This is a genomic window from Pseudomonadota bacterium (genome assembly GCA_022361155.1).
In the GTDB taxonomy this organism is placed as follows: domain Bacteria; phylum Myxococcota_A; class Polyangia; order Polyangiales; family JAKSBK01; genus JAKSBK01.
The window spans coordinates 1-18,563 of the sequence record JAKSBK010000095.1; the positions used below are offsets into that span (position 1 = coordinate 1).

Annotated in this window: 11 protein-coding genes; 5 read left to right on the top strand and 6 right to left on the bottom strand. The window is 65.7% G+C overall.

Features of this window, described 5'->3' with window-relative positions:
* The first annotated feature begins 131 nt into the window (after positions 1-131).
* Both gcvP and MJD61_02790 read left to right on the top strand, forming a co-directional pair.
* Positions 132-3,062 (top strand): aminomethyl-transferring glycine dehydrogenase, encoded by a 2,931-nt coding sequence (gcvP, locus tag MJD61_02785; GenBank protein ID MCG8554206.1) that lies wholly within the window; start codon positions 132-134, stop codon positions 3,060-3,062.
* A gap of 37 nt (positions 3,063-3,099) precedes the next feature.
* Positions 3,100-3,732 (top strand): alpha/beta fold hydrolase, encoded by a 633-nt coding sequence (locus MJD61_02790; GenBank protein MCG8554207.1) that lies wholly within the window; start codon positions 3,100-3,102, stop codon positions 3,730-3,732.
* Positions 3,733-3,908: 176 nt separating this feature from the next.
* Here the strand turns inward: MJD61_02790 and MJD61_02795 are convergent, their stop codons facing one another.
* From MJD61_02795 to MJD61_02805, 3 genes are all read right to left on the bottom strand, one after another.
* Positions 3,909-5,288 carry a hypothetical protein gene (locus MJD61_02795; GenBank protein MCG8554208.1) on the bottom strand — a complete coding sequence of 460 codons (1,380 nt, stop codon included), beginning with the start codon at positions 5,286-5,288 and terminating at the stop codon, positions 3,909-3,911.
* A 158-nt stretch (positions 5,289-5,446) separates the two neighbouring features.
* Positions 5,447-5,872 (bottom strand): PilZ domain-containing protein, encoded by a 426-nt coding sequence (locus MJD61_02800; protein ID MCG8554209.1) that lies wholly within the window; start codon positions 5,870-5,872, stop codon positions 5,447-5,449.
* Positions 5,873-5,913: 41 nt separating this feature from the next.
* Positions 5,914-11,529 (bottom strand): tetratricopeptide repeat protein, encoded by a 5,616-nt coding sequence (locus MJD61_02805; GenBank protein MCG8554210.1) that lies wholly within the window; start codon positions 11,527-11,529, stop codon positions 5,914-5,916.
* A gap of 251 nt (positions 11,530-11,780) precedes the next feature.
* On the opposite strand from MJD61_02805, the gene MJD61_02810 reads away from it, so the two are divergent.
* Positions 11,781-12,326, top strand: coding sequence for an RNA polymerase sigma factor (locus MJD61_02810; protein ID MCG8554211.1), 546 nt, complete (start codon positions 11,781-11,783; stop codon positions 12,324-12,326).
* 37 nt (positions 12,327-12,363) lie between these two features.
* A complete protein-coding gene (locus MJD61_02815) occupies positions 12,364-13,077 on the top strand; it encodes a hypothetical protein (GenBank protein MCG8554212.1) in 714 nt (237 codons plus the stop codon).
* A 154-nt stretch (positions 13,078-13,231) separates the two neighbouring features.
* On the opposite strand, the gene MJD61_02820 is transcribed toward MJD61_02815, so the two are convergent.
* Together MJD61_02820 and MJD61_02825 are read right to left on the bottom strand one after the other, a co-directional pair.
* On the bottom strand, positions 13,232-14,398 hold the full coding sequence (locus tag MJD61_02820; protein MCG8554213.1) for a PLP-dependent aspartate aminotransferase family protein: 1,167 nt from the start codon (positions 14,396-14,398) through the stop codon (positions 13,232-13,234).
* Between the two features lie 92 nt (positions 14,399-14,490).
* On the bottom strand, positions 14,491-15,117 hold the full coding sequence (locus MJD61_02825; protein MCG8554214.1) for a response regulator transcription factor: 627 nt from the start codon (positions 15,115-15,117) through the stop codon (positions 14,491-14,493).
* Positions 15,118-15,534: 417 nt separating this feature from the next.
* Between MJD61_02825 and MJD61_02830 the strand changes: the two genes are divergently transcribed.
* Positions 15,535-16,923: a hypothetical protein gene (locus tag MJD61_02830; GenBank protein ID MCG8554215.1), complete on the top strand. Its 1,389-nt coding sequence runs from the start codon at positions 15,535-15,537 to the stop codon at positions 16,921-16,923.
* Between the two features lie 151 nt (positions 16,924-17,074).
* Here MJD61_02830 and MJD61_02835 read toward each other — a convergent pair whose 3' ends face one another.
* Positions 17,075-18,508: a hypothetical protein gene (locus MJD61_02835; protein MCG8554216.1), complete on the bottom strand. Its 1,434-nt coding sequence runs from the start codon at positions 18,506-18,508 to the stop codon at positions 17,075-17,077.
* Between the last annotated feature and the right edge of the window lie 55 nt (positions 18,509-18,563).

The following is an 18,563-nucleotide window of genomic DNA, read 5'->3' on the forward strand; positions in this document are numbered from 1 at the left end:
ATAGCCGTTCAGGCCCCAGGAAGTCGGGTCGGTGAAGCGATGCCCTCCGTGAACGGTTACCTCGACCGATTCGTCTCGAAGTTGGCGACCGATGCGGGTTAAAGTCTCGCCGATGTAGAGGAGTCACGCACATGAACCCCGCCCCGCCTTCGCCCGGCACCGCTGGTCACGGACGCTTCGTGGACCGGCACCTCGGCTCCACGCCGGCCGAGATCGAACAGCTGCTGGCAGCTGTCGAATGCCCTTCTCTTGACGATCTGGTGCACTCGACGCTGCCCGAGGCCCTGCTCGGGCAGATGGCACTCGAGCTTCCCCCCGCCAAGAGCGAATCCGATGCGCTCGAAGCGCTGCGCGCCCTGGCCGAACGCAACAGTGTTTGCCGCAACTTCATCGGCATGGGCTACCACGGCTGCATCGTGCCTGCCGTGATCCAGCGAAACATCCTGGAGAATCCTGGCTGGTACACGCAATACACGCCGTATCAATCGGAGATCTCCCAGGGAAGACTCGAGGCCTTGCTGAACTTCCAGACCCTGGTGAGCGATCTGTGCAAGCTGCCCCTGGCCAACGCGTCGCTGCTGGACGAAGCCACGGCAGCAGCTGAGGCCATGACCATGTGTCGCAACCTCGCCCGTGGCAAACAATCGGGGTTCTTCGCTAGCTCGGATTGCCATCCCCAGACCCTGGGCGTGCTTGGTACGCGCGCCGCTTCCAGCGGCGTCGGACTTCGGGTTGGAGCGATCGACGAGATCGATTTCTCGGCGCAGAAGCTATGCGGAGTGATCGTCCAATACCCCACGACGGACGGACGCGTCTTGGACTACTCGGACCTCGCCGCACGCGCCCACGACTCCGGGGCGCTCCTGGTGATGGCCGCCGACCCCCTGGCGCTCACCCTGTTGCGCGCGCCGGGCGAGATCGGCGCCGACATCGCCGTGGGCTCCACCCAGCGCCTGGGCGTGCCCATGGGCTTCGGCGGGCCGCACGCCGCCTACATTGCGGCGCGTGAAAGCTACCGGCGCCAACTACCCGGCCGGCTCGTGGGCGTGTCACGTGACGCGCTCGGCCAAACGGCGTTTCGGCTTGCTCTGCAAACACGTGAGCAGCACATCCGACGTGACAAGGCCACCAGCAACATCTGCACTGCTCAGGTCCTGTTGGCCATCATGACCTCGATGTACGCCGTGTACCACGGTCCCGAGGGCCTGCGTGCCATAGGCGAACGAGTGCATCGTCTCACACGCCTTCTTGCCGCCGGTCTTCGCAACCTCGGTCTCGACTGCGGCGCAGCGCCCTTCTTCGATACGCTCAAGATCAAGCTGACCGCCGAACAGCGCACTGCGGTGCTCGCGGCTGCCGGTGCGCGGCACATCAACCTGCGCCTCTACGAGGACTCCGCGCTCGGCGTGTCGCTGGACGAAACGCACGCCGAACAGGACATACTGGAGTTGCTGGATGTCTTCAGCCAGAGGACCGGCACAGCGGCGGATGGCAGCGGGAGCCGTTCGCGTGCGGCCGATGCCGCGCTCGAGGCCCAGGTCGAGAGGCCGGGGCCGCTCGCAGCCCTGCACGCACGCACGAGCGACTACCTGACGCACCCGACCTTCAACAGCTACCGCACCGAGCATGAGCTGCTTCGCTACATGCACCGGCTGCAGGGCGGGGATCTCTCGCTGACTACATCCATGATCCCGCTCGGCTCCTGCACCATGAAGCTGAACGCCACTGCGGAAATGCTGCCCGTGAGCTGGCCCGAATTCGCGAACATGCATCCCTTTGCTCCGGCGCAGCAGAGCCGCGGCTACGCCCGGCTGCTCGAGGATCTCGAGCGCTGGCTAACAGCCATCACAGGCATGCCGGCGGTTTCGCTGCAGCCGAACGCGGGCTCGCAGGGAGAGTACGCCGGCTTGCTGGCTATCCGCACCTACCACCTCAGCAGAGGCGAGGGGCGTCGCAACGTATGCCTGATCCCAACCTCGGCCCACGGCACCAATCCGGCCAGCGCCGTCATAGCGGGCTATCGAGTCGTGGCGGTTCAATGCGATAGCAGCGGGAACATCGATATCGACGACCTCCGGCACAAGTCGGAAGCGCACGAGCGCGATCTGGGAGCGCTCATGATCACGTACCCTTCGACCCACGGCGTGTTCGAAGAGGGCATCAAAGAGATCTGTTCGATCGTCCACGCTGCCGGCGGCCAGGTGTATTTGGACGGTGCCAACCTCAACGCGCTCGTGGGGTTATGCACCCCGGCAACCATCGGCGCGGACGTGTGCCACTTGAATCTGCACAAGACGTTTTGCATCCCTCACGGTGGCGGGGGGCCGGGCATGGGCCCCATCGCAGCCGCCTCGCACCTCTCGCGCTTCCTGCCCGGTCATCCGCTGACCCGCACGAGCGAGGCCAACGCTGTCGGTCCGGTGGCGGCGGCACCCTACGGAAGCCCCGGGATTCTACCTATTCCCTGGATGTACATCGCGATGATGGGAGCGGACGGGCTGACCAAGGCTACCCAGGTCGCGATTCTGAACGCGAACTATATGGTGCAGCGGTTGAAGAGCCATTACGACATCCTCTACGTGGGCAAGAACGGACGAGTCGCGCACGAGTTCGTGCTGGACGCGCGACCTTTCAAGGCGAGCGCGGGTATCGAGGTGGAAGACATCGCCAAGCGCCTGATCGACTTCGGCTTCCACGCCCCAACGATGTCGTGGCCGGTAGCGGGCACGCTCATGATCGAGCCCACGGAAAGCGAATCGAAGGCCGAGCTGGATCGCTTCTGCGATGCCATGATCGCCATCCGTGCAGAGATCCGCGCCATCGAGCGGGGTGAGCTGGACCGCACGAATAACCCGCTCAAGAACGCGCCTCACCCGGCGCTCGCGCTCGCAAGCGATCACTGGGACCATCCCTACAGCCGCGAGCAAGCGGCCTATCCTCTGGCTTGGCTGAAGCAACGCAAGTTCTGGCCGTCGGTGGCGCGGGTGGATAACGCATACGGCGACCGCCACCTCGCGTGCACCTGCCCGCCGGTCACGAGCGTGGCGGAAGGCGAACGCTAGCTTTGCGGTACACCCCGTTTTCGGTCAGGGCTGTCGGATGACGAGCACGCTCGAGCTGGTGACGAACGGTCCGCACGGCGCACGCTGCAGCTTGGTCATGGCGCACGGAGCGGGACAAGGCATGCACAGCGACTTCATGACATGCATGGCCGAGGGCGTGGCCGCTGCGGGCATCCGCGTGGTGCGTTTCGAGTTTCCCTACATGCGCAAAGGACGGCAGGATGGAAGGCGGCGCGCGCCCGATCGGATGCCCGTGCTCAAGGCGTGCTGGCTTGAAGCGCTCGCTGCCTTGGCGCGCCAGCCCGAGCATCACGTGTTCATCGGCGGCAAGTCCATGGGCGGGCGCGTGGCCAGCCTGATCGCCGATGAGGTACAGGCGGCCGGCCTGATATGCCTGGGCTTTCCCTTTCACGCTCCGGGACGCTCGGCAAAAGGCCGCATCGAGCATCTATACACGCTCAAGACGCGAGCCCTGATCGTTCAGGGCACACGGGACGCCTTCGGAACACCAAGCCAAGTCCGAGGCTATGAGCTGCCGGCGGCGATCAAGCTCGCGTGGATCGAGGACGGCGACCACTCGCTGAAAACGCGAGCCCGCTCGGGTCGCACCCGCGCGCAGGCGCTGCAGGAGGCCGTCGAGGCGCTGGTGGCCTTTATTCGGGGGCCTTAGCTGGACTTCGAGTTAGCCGAGCCAGCTCCATCGCGAGGGATGGGCCCGATTGTTCGTGCTTGAAGTACAAGAAGGCCCTGCGCCACGGCTGCGCCTGGATACGCTCCACCCAGGTAGCCGGCTCGGACCGGGTGTAGCCAGAGCGGCGCAGACGCAGGTAGCCCCAATCGCCGGCGTTAATGCACGACGATGGACTCGACAAGTGCCGCTGCTAGGTCGGGAGCGTAGCCGCAGAAATCGTCCGGAAAGTCGATTTGGACGTAAACCTCGCCGGTTTCCACGGCAGCCGGAGACAGCGGTTGCGCGTTTAGGTGGGCCGAGCTCAGATGCAGTCCCGAGTCGATCGTCTCGACCCCGGCGCTAAAGGGCGCGAACTCGAGTGCGAGCGAAGACCACGCCTGCCCCAGGACCCCGGTCCGCAGGCGAAACAAGGGCGCGCTGCTGTCACGGTCGCGATAAAGCGCGCGCGTGGTGACCACCAGCTGGGTAGCCTTCGGAGGCACGAGCAGCCGCGCGCTAAAACTCGCATCGTCGTCCGGCAACAGCAGCGCCCGCTTCTGATCCAGGGAAGGCGCCAGCGAGCTGTCGACGATCTCGGTCGAGCCCTCGAGCAGAGCCAATAGCGGCGGTCCAAAACCCGAAAAAGGTCCTGGCAACCTGGCCGTACCGTATCGAGGCAAGGGCTCGCGGGCCGCGTTTCCAGCCAGATCCTGCAGCTGCGGCAGTACTTCGAGCCACAGTTGCGCCCCAAACGATGGCAGGCGGCTCAAACGGAAACTGCTTGGCAGATGCGCCGGAGAAGGCTCGAGCGCGATCGGTTCGGGGCCGCCCTGCAACGTCACCGCCGTGTCAGCAGGCAACGCCTCGTCAGTGAGCAGCCGCAGCCCGTCAAAGGGATTCAGCATCCCGTCCGGCATGGACGACAACAGCTGCGGCGGAGCGACATCGAGCACACCGCGAACGCTACCGCTGAACGGGCCAACGAGCGAGTCATCGCCGTCCCCGTGGGTCAGGATGCCTTGCACTTCGCCCTCCAAGCTCGTCGCATCGGGAAACCTCAGCCAAAGCCGGGTGAAGCTCAATGCCTCCAGCTCGGAGCAGCCCCCAACGGGCCTGCTGCGTATCCACAGTGGCTTCGATACTGGCTGCGAGCGATAGCTCCAGCGCGCTTGCCGCAGGTCGTAAGCGAAAACGGCCTGCGACGCCTCGCCATAAGCGCTCAGCGCAACCAGCAGCTGGCGCGGGTCGCGAGCCGGCTCCACGGTCCATGTCATCGAGAGCTCCGCCGCTGGCTGAGAGGGAAGGGGGTCGGTCCGCAGCGTGACCGTGTAGGAGACGCGCTCGGCGGGCAAGCCGGGCACAGCCGTGGTGCCGACAGGCATGGGTCGCGACGGTCCAGGCAGGGCATCGCCCGGCGGCTGGTGGCCTGCCGCGCCGGCCATCCCCGGCGCGTCGTGCGAAAGGAAGCAGCCCGGAACGAACAAACACATCAGCGATAGGGCAACGGCGATTCCAATCCGCTTCCGTCGGGGACTGCCTTGCACGTCTTCGCCCATCGCGAAACCCACGCCTCAGCCGCACGACCGGCGAGCGCGCTCAGCCCCAACCCAGCCTATCCGAAGCTCCTAGCTCAGGCAACGAGCTCGCGGGCTGCTCGCGGGCTTGATCGCCGCCCGCACATCGCACGCGTCGGCCGATCCGAGCGGCATGGATCTCAGGGCGTGGTTACGTTCGCCGAGCGCTCGGCCGGTCCTTCTGGATCCAGCGCGCGCAGCACAGCCCCCTGGGCGACCGCGTGCCGCACGAGCGCCTGAGCATGGCTGCGAGCCGCATCCCCCATGAACTCCAGACCAAGCTCTCCCCTGAGCAGTTCGTGGTGCCTCACTCTTGCGTTGAGCTCTGGACGGCCAGGGCAACCCTCGAAGACCACGACTACCTGGTCCATGCGCTGCAAGGCCAGCGCTGACTGCAGCCGTACCCCGCCGGCGGAGATATCGACGACCCGCGCGGGCGACACATCGAAACCCCGGCGGATCAACGCCCCCCATTTGACCAGGTAGCGATCGTGCTGGCGGGTGTAGGTTGGTGTGGGATCTGGAATCTCTGGCGGCACGCGTTTGCTGCCGGCTTGCCCTTTCACCTTGGCATCATCGGCTGCAGACTAAGGTTCTGAAGGCACCCCTATTGCGCGTAGGCTTGGTGCCGAAACTGCTGCGCCTGCTCGCTGATCCAAAACCGCATCAGGTCGGCCAGGGTCTCGGAGCTACGCACCAATGCCGGTCCCGCGGTCTGCCCGTCGTTACCTTCGGCGAACGCCTGTGCAGCCACGCTTTCCCTGAGGTCGTCTGCGACGAGCAACGCTGCCCGGGTGGCGGCGAGCCGTGTGGCTCGCGTCCAGGCCTCCAGATCGAGCTCGGGGGCCTGCACGTAGGCGCTGGCCAGGGGCTCCGCCGCCTTGCGGCCGCGCCGCCCGAGCGCCTTGCTCAAGCTCTTGCCCAGGTTCGAGAGTCCTTGCTCGTCCAGCACGCCGGCGCCGAACGCTGCACTGGCAAGCCGGGCCGCCGCTCCGAGCAGCAGCTTGATCTCCTCCGGGCCGAGCGCGTTCAGCGGGTGTAGACCCCGCGCGATGGGAGCGATGTGCTGTGCCAGCAAGAACGCCTGTCCAGCCGGTGAGCGGTCAGTTACAGCCTTCGGCAGCACGATCGCGGGACGGCTATCGAACTGAACGACACCGTGCGGTGGCACCGCTGCAGCCAAGTACACATCTACCGGCCCCGCTCCTAGGATCGAGGCGACCTGGTCGGCAAGCGCGCGCAGCGGGTGGCCGGAACGTGGTGGCAGCTTGGTCGTCTGGAAGGCGTCGAAGTTCGGCGGAAACACCTTGCCCAGAGCCGGAGCGATCGCCGCCAACAGGTGCTCCGCAGCTTGGGCTCGAGGCACTGCAGGTGCAAGCTCCGCAACGCGATTCGGGCCCAAAGATCCCGGCAAGGCGCGGGCAGGACGTGGAGGTATCCGGGCAAGATGAGCCTGATCCGCCTGAGTCGCAGCCCCAAGCACTGCGAGGGGCCAAACAGACGCGACCGCATCGCGGTTGTGGCCCCAGAGCCGATAGGTCTGAACCAAACAACGCCACGCCTCGGCGTTGCCTGCGTCTCTTCGCAACAGCTCCTGCAGCTGGCCCACCGATTCCTCGAATTGACCGGCCGTGCTGAGTCGACCGGCAAGCTCCATGCGCAGCTCCGGGTCGTCCGGCTGTTGCACGACCGCTGCTCTCAGCGTCTCGAAGCCCTGCTTCGGTCGCCTCAACTCATCGAACTCCACGCTGGCAAGCTCTCGCAAAAGCGCACCCTTGCGGCCCTTGGTCTTCGGGATCAGCCGCCTGAGGGCGTCATCGTAGCCTGCCCAGTCCCCGCTTTCCCGAAGCAGCTCCTTGATGGGGAGCGCGACCGACGGATCGTCCTCGAGCAACGCGACCGCTCGCTCCATCGCGCGCGTGCCCTGCTCTGTGTCGCCGCGCTGGCGTTCGAGGGCGCTCAGCTGCACCAGTGCACTCGCGCGTTCGGCCGGCGTCTGAGCACACTCGGCAAGCCGCCTGGACAGGTCTGCCGCCTCGTCCCAGCGGCCACTGTAGGAGCACAGCAGCATGAGGCTTCCCAGCGCCTCGGGGTCGCGCTCATCGAGCTCCAGCACCTGCCTGTAGCTGTTTTCCGCACGGATGGGATCGTCGAGCTCCTCTTGGTACAGTCTCGCAAGCCGCAGATGAACATCCTTGAGCCGCTGCGGGTCATCTGCCAGCGTGCGGGTCGCTTCGCGAAGCGCCAGCGCGGCGTCGGCGTAGCGCTCGTCCACCAAGAACAGGTCAACGAGATGCAGCGCTGTTTCGGTGTCCTGCGGCGCTGCGGCTAGACCGCGCCTGACCGACTCGATCGCCTCCGGCAGCAACCCGAGCTGCTCCGCCTGGACCCGGGCTATCGTACGCCAAAGCCTGGTCTGCGTTTCCGGCGTGCTGGGCGTGCTTGCCGCTTTCGAAAGCAGATCGATCAAGAGCCCAAACTCGTTGACCGATCCTAGAGCTCCGACCAAACGCTCGGCGGCCTCCTCGTTTTGCACGTTCAACTCGAGTACGCGTTGAAAGTCTTGAGCGGCACCGGCAGGGTCGTTCAGGCGGTTCTGTCGGACGCTGCCACTGCGAAGCAGAGCCGCGCTCGCGGCCTCCGGGTCCTTCAACATCGCGGCCTGTCGCTGGGCAGCCTCGACCACCACCAAAGGTGCATCCAGTAGCTCGGCGACCCGCCTCAAGCCGTGAATGGCGGCGAGGTTGTCCACGTCCTGCTCGGCGACGCTGCGATAGGCTTCGAGCGCTGAGGGCTCGCCTGCGACCTCGAGGCTTTCCGCCAGACGGGTCAGGTACGTGCTGCGCAGAGCCTCGTCGTCGCACTGATCCAGCAGCTGGGCATCAACGGCATACAATGTCTGAATATCACGGCTCTGGATCGCCAGTGCCTCGAGCGTCAGCAGAGCATCGAAATCGTCCGGGGCGTCACGCAGGATTTGTTGGTAGTCGGCCTGCGCTGCGGCCACATCCCCTGCTTGCTCGGACGCCAAGCGGGCGAGCTCGCGCAACGAGGCGCAGCGCGCTGCCGGCGTGACGAGCTGCCGGTGCAGGCTCTTGTAGACAGCGACGAGGGGAGCCCGCAGTCCGGCGCGGTGATAGAGAGTCTCAAGCACCACCAGTGCATGGAGCTGATCAGGCTGGTGTTCGAGCACGGCCTCGAAGCAACGGATCGCGGCCGCCATGTCGTCCAGCTTGTCCATCCACAGCCGGCCCTCTTGCGCCAGGCGAGCGATCTTGCGCGAGGGATCCGCTGCGTGACCCGCCAGCTGCCTGACATCGTCCGCGAGCGCACGCCAATTCTTCGCCCTCGTGTGCAGGCGCTCCAAGGCGTCAAGTGAGGGCCGGTAGCCCGCCACTGCATCGGTGCTCTTACGATACGCTTCAACGGCCTGCGCTTGATCGCCGAGGTGCTCTTCATGAATCTCGGCGATGTCGAACCACGCCAGGGCTCGGCTGCGCGGATCCGAAAGCGTCTTCACTTGCCGCTCCAGGATGGCGACAAGCTCGCTCCACTCGCATCGGTCACGAAGTATCCTGGCGAGGCCGGTCAGTGCGTCGCCGTTGTCCGGATCGCGCTCCAGCAAACGCTGGTAGCAGGCGAGCGCGTCGTCCGTGCTGGTGTGCTTGCGAGCTGTTTCCGCCATGCACAGCAATAGCCCCTTTGTCTCGTCCTCATCGGTGCAAGCGATCCTGCGCTCCCAAATAGCGAGCAGCTGCGGCCAGTTGTCTTCCCGCTCGTACAGCCGCGCCAGCGCTCGCAAGGTCGGTTCGTGCTCGGGGTCGAGCTCGATCACCCGCAACAGACGCTCGGTGGCTGCTTCACGATCGGCCAAGCGCGTGTCGAGCAGCATTGCGGCTTCATGCATCAGCTCGGCTCGGGTCGCCTGATCGGTAATCAACTCGATCTGGCGATCGATCGCGGCGATCAGCTGGGCGTAGCGGCCTGCGGCCGCGTGAGCTCGCTGCAGCCCGTGCAGCGCTGCGAGCGGCGTCGGCGGCAAAGCGAGTGCCCGCTCGTAGGTGTCTGCTGCGCTCCCTGGATCGGTGAGCACGTTCTGCTGCAGGCTACCCAAGGAAAGCAACAGGGCAGCCTTCGCTTGCTCGTCGGTCTCCTGTTCGACGAGCCTGACATAAAGCTCGGCCAAATCGCCAAAACGCCGAGCATTCCAGTGCAGTCGTTCCAGTGCCCGCAGCGATGCGACCTGCGTGGGCCTCAACGTCAGGGCGCGCTCGTGGCATTCGGCCGCCTTGTCCGGCTGTCCGAGGCGCGTTTCGTAGAGCTCTGCAACCTCCGTGAGGACCTGGGATCTGGCACTCGGGTCGGCGTGCGCCTCTGCCGCGGCCAATCGCATCGCCAGCAGTGCTTGCCAGTTGCCCCGCCGCTCATGCAGCCGCTCCAGTGCTTGTCGTGAAGGCAAGTAGCGGGGATCGATCTCGAGCGCGGCTTGGTAATACGAGGCTGCTCCTTCGGAATCGCCCAACTCCTCTTCGCTAATGCGACCGAGCCGGTCGAAGAGGCGCATGCGTTCTTGCGGGTCGCTGGTGGTGTTCGCCCAGCGTGCAAGCGCGTCGGTGAGGTTGGCGTGCGCGCCCTGCTTCTCGTACTGCTGTGCCAGCTCGCGCAAGATCAGCTGCTCATCCGGGGTGTCCGCCAGGGCTGCCTCGAGTGTGGATAGCGCTTCCACTCGGCGGCCCAAGCGATCGGCGTACATGCGAGCCAGGCGATAGCGATGCACCGTTCGCAGCACCGGATCCGTGCTGCGCGCGATCTCCTGTTCCAGCACGGGGATGAGCTCCCGCCAGTTGTCGTGCTCCTGGTGCAGCTGCTTGAGCGCGGTCAGCGCCGACGTCGAATCCTGTTCCAACTCGATAGACGTCTCCAACAGTTCGACGACCTGTTGGGTGTTGCTCTGGTGGTTTCCGATCAGATGCGCTCGTTCGATCGTCAAGGCGGACCGATACTGGGAGTCGGCACCAACGGCGCGAGCGAGGTGCTCGTAGGTGTTCGCTAGGCTGTCCCAGGCCTGTCCCTTGAGCTCGATTTGCTCGATGGCCTTGAGCAGCGTCGGGTTATCGCCGTCCAGCTGGCGCGCCGAACGATAGGCCTGCTCCGCCTCTTGCAAGCGACCCAGTTGATCTTCCAGCAGGCGGCCCTTCTGGTAGTAGAGCACCGCCTCTTGGCGCGGATCGGATACAGCGCGGATCTCTGTGTCGAACAGGGCCACGGCCGCTTCGAGGTTGCCGCTGCTCAGCAGCGCTCGACGCGCCCCGCGCAGCGACGGCAGATGACTGGGCATGGCCAGCAGGGCTTCCTGGTAGTGCTCGGCGGCGGCATTGAAATCCTGCAACGGGTGCTCGAGCAGTCGGCCCAGCTCGTAGTGCAGGCGCGCGGCCCGGCGCGAATCGGCCTCACCAGCGAGCTCGGTCTGCCACGAGGCGATGAGCCCGCTCGCTTCCTGTACGTACTCCGCTATGGCCGCCTCCGTGATGTTGCCCAGCACGTTTGGCCGCTGCGCGGCATCCGCATCAGGCGGCGAGGCCTCGAGCCTGCCTTCCGGCGCCTCCCCAGTGCTCGCCTCTTCAGTTCCATGGCCGGGTGAAGCCGAGCCCAGCGGGGCCGGCGGCCGAGCGGGATCGGCAGCGGCCAGGGACGGCTCGGTCTCGTCCGGCTGGCGAGCTGAAGCCGGCGCCGGGTCGCTCCGGCGCGTTCCACCCTCTGCAACCGTATTCCTGGACTGCTCGGCCGGCACAGGCGCCGGGGCGACCCGAGAGCTCGGCGCCGGACGCGGTGGCAGGGAGCTCGGTGGGGGCGGAGGGGGAAGCGAGCCCGGGGGAAGCGGCGGCGGCAGCGAGCCGGCGGGCGGCGGCGGGGGAAGCGAGCCAGCAGGCGGCGGCAGCGAGCCCGGGGGAAGCGGCGGCGGCAGCGAGCCTGGTGCGGGGGGAGCAGAGCCCACGGCCGCAGAGACCTCGTCTAGCGCACTGTCCACCTCCTCGACCAATTCGTCGGCCAGATCCTCTATCTCGAGCGCGGAGCCGCTCATGGTGTCGCCCGGCGCCCCGTCCTCCACCGGCGAGCTAGCCGTGCCCGGCGCTTCAGCCGCGCCCGGTCGCTCATCCGGGGTGTCGGTGGTGCGATCAGGTTGCTGGTTCGGCTTCCCTTCGGAATCGATCGCGTTGGTCATCTGCTGTCCTCTGGCCTGCCGCCCATGCTATCGGGGGGAACGCCTTCGTGAAACGAATCTGCTCCTCGTACGACTTGCAAGCTAGAGCTCGCACAACACCGGCCGCGGACACAGGCAAGGCGACCATTATCACCACGAAGTCCGGTTCGAGGCGGTGACAACCATACTGACGGACCGCAGAACCGCAACACCCAAGGGCCGCGTCTTGACTGCGCATTTTTCTGCACTGCGACACGCGGCATGTCCCGCAAATGCGCCGACAACCGAGCGATGAGCAGCTGATGGCCGCCTACGTGCGCGGCGACGACAGAGCTTTCCGCGCCCTGTTTGACCGCTACGCCCCCGCGCTTTATGCCCTGGTGCGCCGGCGCCTGCCGTCTGCCGTGGATGCCCAGGACGTCGTGCAGCACGCGCTGTTGCATCTGCACCGAGCCCGGCGGGATTTTCGCACCGACTCGCGAGTGAGGCCCTGGTTGTTCACCATCGCCATGAACCTGGTACGGGAACACTACCGTCGCCGAGGCCGCCGCGGCGAGATCGGCCTGGAGCCGAACCTTGCAGCCAGGACGCCGAGCGACCCCGGTGCCGCGCTGGAGCAACGGGAGCGGGCTGCGCGGCTACGCGCCGCCTTGGCGCAGCTGCCCGATCCGCAGCGCGAAGTGATCGAGCTACACTTTTTCGGCGAGCTTCGCTACGAAGAAATCGCAAGAATCGTGGGCGCCAAGACGGGAGCGGTACGCGTGCGCGCCCATCGCGGCTATCGCCGCCTGCGCCAGGCGCTCGAGGCGCAGCTGTAATCCCTCGACGCTTTACGCGTAGTAGTTGTAGGGCGCCATGCAGGCAAAACTCAACGAAAACGGAGGGCGCGACGACGACGACGAGGCGCTAGCCAGCGAGGTCGAGCCTGGGGAACAGCTCGACCTCGACGCGCTCTACCATAGCCTGCGTGGCCAAATCCAGCGCCGAGACGCTGGACGCCTCGAGTGGCTACGTACCCGTTCCACGCGCTTGCGGTCTTGCCTGGCGCTGTCGCTTGCCGGCGGGGTAGTGATCGGGACAAGCGCGCTGCTTGGCTCGCGCTGGCCGCCCGCCAACCCGGAAACCGCCTTGGTGCTGTTGCTTTGCTTTCTCGTATGGTCGGGCACCGTAGTCGCCGCGCTGCGCCCGATGCATCTGCCTCAGCTTTCGGGTCGCGTCACGCTCGGCGCAGGGCTTTGCGCGTTTTGCGCCGCCCTTGTGGCCTGCGTGGTTCCCGGGGCCCGTACCGTCTCAGGGCCGGCCGACCCGCTGCACTGTTTCGGCTTGGGCTTGAGCGTCGCTGCAGCGTGTTACCTGCTCACGCGCGCGCTCGATCGGGGCAGCGCGCGCACAGGCTGGTTCGCCGCGGTTGCAGCAGGGCTCGCGGGCGACCTGGTGCTGGAAGCCGGCTGCCCGTCCTCGCGGTTCAGCCACGGACTTGGCAGCCACCTGCCCGTTGTCGTACTCGCGTGCGCCGCGTATCAGCTATTCGCTCACTTTCGCAACCGCGCTACGCATGGGCCGGACTAAGGGCCCGCGGAAGAATAACTCGTGTGTTTCGGTGAGGACTGGGCGCCGCTGGCGAGGCGCGACGACGAGGAGTATTGGGGATACTTCGATGAGGAGCAACATCGCCAGTGGTGGTCAGAACCGGCGAAATGGATGAGTCATTCTTCCGCGGGCCCTAAGGGCCGAGGGCGGCGGAGAAATCGGCGACCAGGTCGTCCGGATCTTCGATGCCTATGGATACGCGAACCAGCCCGTCGCTCACACCCATGCGTCGCCGCACGTCGGCAGCAAGCGCCGCGTGCGACGTGTTGGCTGGTCTACAGACCAGGGTCTCGACCCCCCCCAAACTGGGCGCGACTCGGGCTAACTTGAGTCGCTTCAGGGCTGCTTCGGCCGCCTCCAGGCCTCCCCTTGGAACGAAGGAGACCACCGCCCCGAAACCGGCCTTGAACCAAGCTCGCGCACGATCGTGCGAGCCATGATCCGCCAGCCCGGGGTAGTGCACGGCTTCGACCTCGGGATGCTCGCCGAGGGTGCGCGCGAGGGCAAGGGCGCTGCTGTTTTGGACTGGGACCCGCAGAGGCAGGGTCATGAGGCCGCGCTGCAGCAAGAAACACGCATGCGGGTCGAGGCAGGCACCCACCAGATTCAACAGATGCCGAGCGCGCTGCACACGAGGGACAGCTCCAGCCACGACCCCGGCCACGACGTCGGTGTGGCCATTCAGGTACTTTGTCGCACTGTGGACCACAAGATCAAAACCGAAGGGGATCGGCTGGAAGTTGATGGGGGTCGCGAACGTATTGTCGATGATCGACACCAGCTCATGCTCGCGTGCGAAACGCACCACCTCATCCAAGGGCGCGACCTGAACCAACGGGTTGCTGATCGCTTCAACGTAGAAGACCTTTGTGCGCGCCCGCAGCGCTGCCCGCCACGCGCGCGGTTGCATGTCCGCGACAAACGAAGTTTCAATGCCATGACGGCTTGCAAGCTCGCCGAGCAACGCCCGTGTGCCGCCGTAGAGCTGCTCCTGAGCTATCAGGTGGTCGCCACTTCGTAGGTGGCTAAGGAGCGCTGTCGCCACCGCAGCCATTCCGGACGCGGTTGCCAATGCGGCTTCGGCTCGCTCGAGCGCCGCCAGCTTGCCCGCCAGCACCCGGTGGTTGGGTGTGTTGTTGAGCCGACCGTAGACGATATCGTCGTAGCCGGCAGCCCCACCGAGCTCGTAGGTCGAGCTCCGAAATATCGGCATCGCAATCGCGCCTGCCGGGTTGTGCTCGAGTCCCCCCGCGTGCACGGCCAGGGTCCTTGTGCCGTATTCGCTCCCACGGACGCGCATCGGCGAGGAGCCTGCTCCCGCCAATCGACGGCGTCAAGCCGCCGTTCCTGTCCAGAAGTGCGCCGGGCCGGCTTTCGTCCTCGACAGAGTACCTACGAACGAAGGGGCCTGCAGCTACGGTCGACAGCCTCTCGCAGCAGCTTGTTGCCCAACGCCGCGTAGGTTCGTGCGCCGGTCTTGCGCAGGAGCGTCCGTGTTTGCGCCTTCACCGTGTTCTCCGCCGTCCCGAGCTCCTGGGCGGCGGCGCCGCGGCTCAAGCCGCGCACGGACAACGACAAGAGCTGCGTTTCTCGGGGGCTCAAGTGCATGCGTTCCGCGTACTCATGCACGTAGGACGCCACCAGCGCCTCTGCGTCCTGGTTCTCGATCACAGCGCGCTTCACAAAAGGTATCAGATTGTCCCGCCCCGCGGGCTTGCAGACGTATTCGGCGCCAAGCGCCTGGGCCCGATTGAGGTAGTCGCGCTCGAGGTGTCCCGTCAGCATCATGACAGGCAGATTGGGCCAGAGACGGCGCAGCTCCTGCAGAAACTCCACCCCCGAACCGTCGGGAAGCGATATGTCCAAGACCGCACCGACCCAGTTACGACGCCGCCTCAAGGCGTCGCGCGCGTCTCGAATCGTGGCCGAGACATGAACAGGCCGGTATTGCTGCAGCGTTCGCCGCAACGCGCCTGCCAGCTGCACGTCGTCTTCGACAACCAGGAATGTTCCTGCCATCCACCACCCTCGCGGCGTCAACTACATCAGCGATTGCAGTCAACAAGCCAGGCATCGCAAGCTACCCCAACGCGCCACCTGCCAACTAACTAGAAGTCTAGCAGACACTCAGCCGTGTGTTAACTTCAATCTTTCAACTTTTTCCAGAAAATGGGGGGCGGTCAATTGACATCGGCTACGGACTTAATACATGCAGACTAACATTGAGCGTCCCTGCATGAGCGAGCACAACCAATCCAACATGAGCGAGCACCACGAATGTACCCTGGTCTACGACATGTGCGGGGATAGGCCAAGTGCCTCTCGCAACGGTTGACGTGCAGCGGGCGCCCGGTTGCATGCTATCGTGCCACATCGCCCTGGTGCGCCGGGGTCTGCAACACACGTATGGCGTGCGAGCGCAGTGGTCGTGAACGGATGCGATTGAAACCGATTGGCGTGCCGGTAGCAGCGATCCAGCTTGCGATCGGTTCCGGCGCGCTGGCACAGCAGCCGCCCGCCGGCGAAGCCCCCGAGCCTGCGAGCGAAGCGCGACGCCTTGCACCGCCAGGCGCGACTCAAGACGAGCCCCGGCAGCGCTCTCCATCTGTGGAAGATGCGCCGGAGCGCGGGTCAGCTACAGCCAAGCCGCGCCAAGGGCACGCGACCGGCCACGGCCATCCCCTGGGCTCGTGGGGTGCGGCGGCCGCAAGCAGGGCATCGCAGCTCGCGGCTCCGGCGAGCACGGGGACTTCTGTCGAGAAGGTCCGAGCGCGTGCGGCGTCGAAGCAGGACACCACCAGGCCCACCTCGCCTGCATCGAAAGCAGCGTCGAAGCCGGGTCAAACCATGCGCTTCGACCCCACCACAGGTCGCTACATGCCCGTGGGCGAGCCATTACCTTGGCGCAACACGTTTCTTTCGACCTCACACTCGGTATCCGCCTACACGCTACTTAAAGGCGCGCAGCTTTCCTACAATCCCACCTATTGGCAAAGCTACGCTCTGTTCCCGCGCTGGAACTTCACCGATACGCTGAGCGTGCGCCTGAATCAGGGGATGGCACTCGAGCTTACACCATCGGAAGCGGCCACCAAGAAGCGCCAGCTGCTGCTCGGCGACACGACCATCGACTTGGTGGAGGCCAATCTCGAGACGCTGCACGGAGTGATCATCGGCGTGGGCGCCCGTTTGCTGTTGCCGCTATCGATCGCGAGCCGCGCCCGCAAGCGTGTCATGGCGACGGGACTGCGGGCTGCGCTCACGAAATCGATCAAGGGCGTGGCCGAGGGTCTCGTTGTTCAGCTGATGGGCGCCTACTCCCGCTGGTGGGCAAGGTCGAACGTCGCTTCGGTCGATCCCCGACTGGAGTATCCCTGCTCACTCGCAACCCCGGTGGGGCTCCCCTTGCAGCGCTCGTGCGATCAAGCCCTCGGTCCCAGCAGCATTCGAGACGTTTTCGTCAGCGGCGTTGGCTCCCAGGTGATGCTCATGCCCGGGTGGATCGTGTCCGGTGGCTTCTCGTGGATATGGGCGCTCGGGTACGGGCTTTCAGACGCCAGCGTTCCCACACTTGCAGGCGATGTGATCCTGTCCGATCAAAGCCGGACCCACTGGCGCAACGCAACTAGCTTCTCGGTGTCGACCACCTACATGGCCGCCGCTTGGGTGATGCTGACGCTCGCGTTCGGATCTCCACCCATGGGTGACAGTCAACTGAAGCCGGACGGAAGCCGCCGCAACCCTTTTGTGAATCGCTTCTCCCAGCTCAGCCTGGCTGCAACCGTCACCCTCGACCAGCTCTACACCGCACTGCGCTCCGAGTAGCCTCCAAAGAGGCCAGTTACATGCTGGTGCAAGAGCAGGGGAGGTTTAAAACGGGGGCGGGATAGGCGGGCGTCGGTCCGAAGCTGGCGTTTTTGGGGTGCCATCGTGGGACCGAGGCCGAGGCCCGATGCGGAGGCCGGCTAGGCGCCTCCTAAGGCGATGGAGTGCAGCTTGCCATCGGGTCCGAGCCAGCCGCACAGTCACCGTTGGCGTTGAACGTGCCGCACACTCCCGTCGCAGTGCAGCAGCCGACCGGACTGATCGCATCGCCCGGGCAATCCGCCGCGATCAGCATTTTGTCCACGCATAGCGTGAGCGAGCTGGGCAGCAGCGCGCCGCAGCCGCTGCTGGGGGTGCAGCAGGGCGGAAACGGCGCCGAGCCGGCGCCCGTGCAGGTTGTTGCGCCACACGTGAGAACGATGTTCCCGTCGCAGTCAAGCGAAGGCAGGCCCGACAAGCTGGGGGACGCGAGGCAGCTCTTGTTGGCGCCATCCCAGACCCCACACCTATTCATCTCCGCGCAGCAGCCCACGGCCTGGGTCTGGTCTGGGCAGTCTGGATCTAGAATGCTGGAATCGATGCAAGCTCCGCTGATGAAGAGCCCGCACGCACCGGTCGCCGTGCAACAGCGCGGTCGAGGGTAACGCAGGGGATTAGGTGGCCTTTCCGGGCATACCACGCCGCCACAAGTAAACGGTCGTAGCTCGCCCATGCAGTCTGTGGAGTACTGTAACGTTGCGTCGAGAAGGCATTGTGTTCCGTCGAGTGACGGTCGGCCGCAGTAGCCTTCGTTGGTGCAGCATCCGCCGCGGCAGTTTTCGTCCAGAAGGGCCGGCTCCATGCAACCGGTGGGCGAATAATCGGGCTCACCTCCGAGCGGAGGGGGAACCCCAGGACCCGTGCTAACTCCGCAGCTGCCGTTCGGCAGACAACAGGGCGATGCGAGGCCGCTCGGGTCGGCGCAGGCGTTCATCCTGCAATAGTATTTGCCGTCGCAACGCTGCTCGGTGCCGAACGAGGGAAGGCCGGGAACGGGCTGCGCCGCCGTGCACCTTTCGTCGTACCCAACGAACCCGCACGTGTCCTTGGGTAAACAGCACCCCGGACCCGGTCCCAGATCCTGCGCACACTTCGGCTCGACCTCCGACATATCCACGCATGCGATGCCCACGACACTGCGAACACCGCACGTCATGTCGATCCGGCAACAGGCGGCTAGCCCTTCGATACTTGGATCGGGGCAGTTCAGCCCGCCGCAGTCGTTGGGACTGCCTCCTGGAGAGCCCGGCAGGCCCGCCAGCCCACCCGCCCCCGGAGTCATGCCGGCTGTGCCGCCGTCCACTGTAGGGCCCATAGCGGCATCGTGGCCCGCAGCGCCGCCCGAGCCAGCACCGCCGTCCATGCCTCCAGCGTCCCCGGCAGCGCCGTCTCCGCCACCGCCGCCCATGCCTCCAGCGTCTGCAGCAGCGGCGTCTGCAGCGCTGTCTTCGTCGCCGCCGCAGCCCGCGCCCAGCACCACGATCGCCCATGGGATAGCCGTTAGAAAAGCGCAGAGGTTTCCTCTCACAGCAAACAGGCTGAGCATCGAGCTGCCTCCTTGGAGCCAAGCCACTACCGCCGAGACGTTTGAGTGTAGGTCG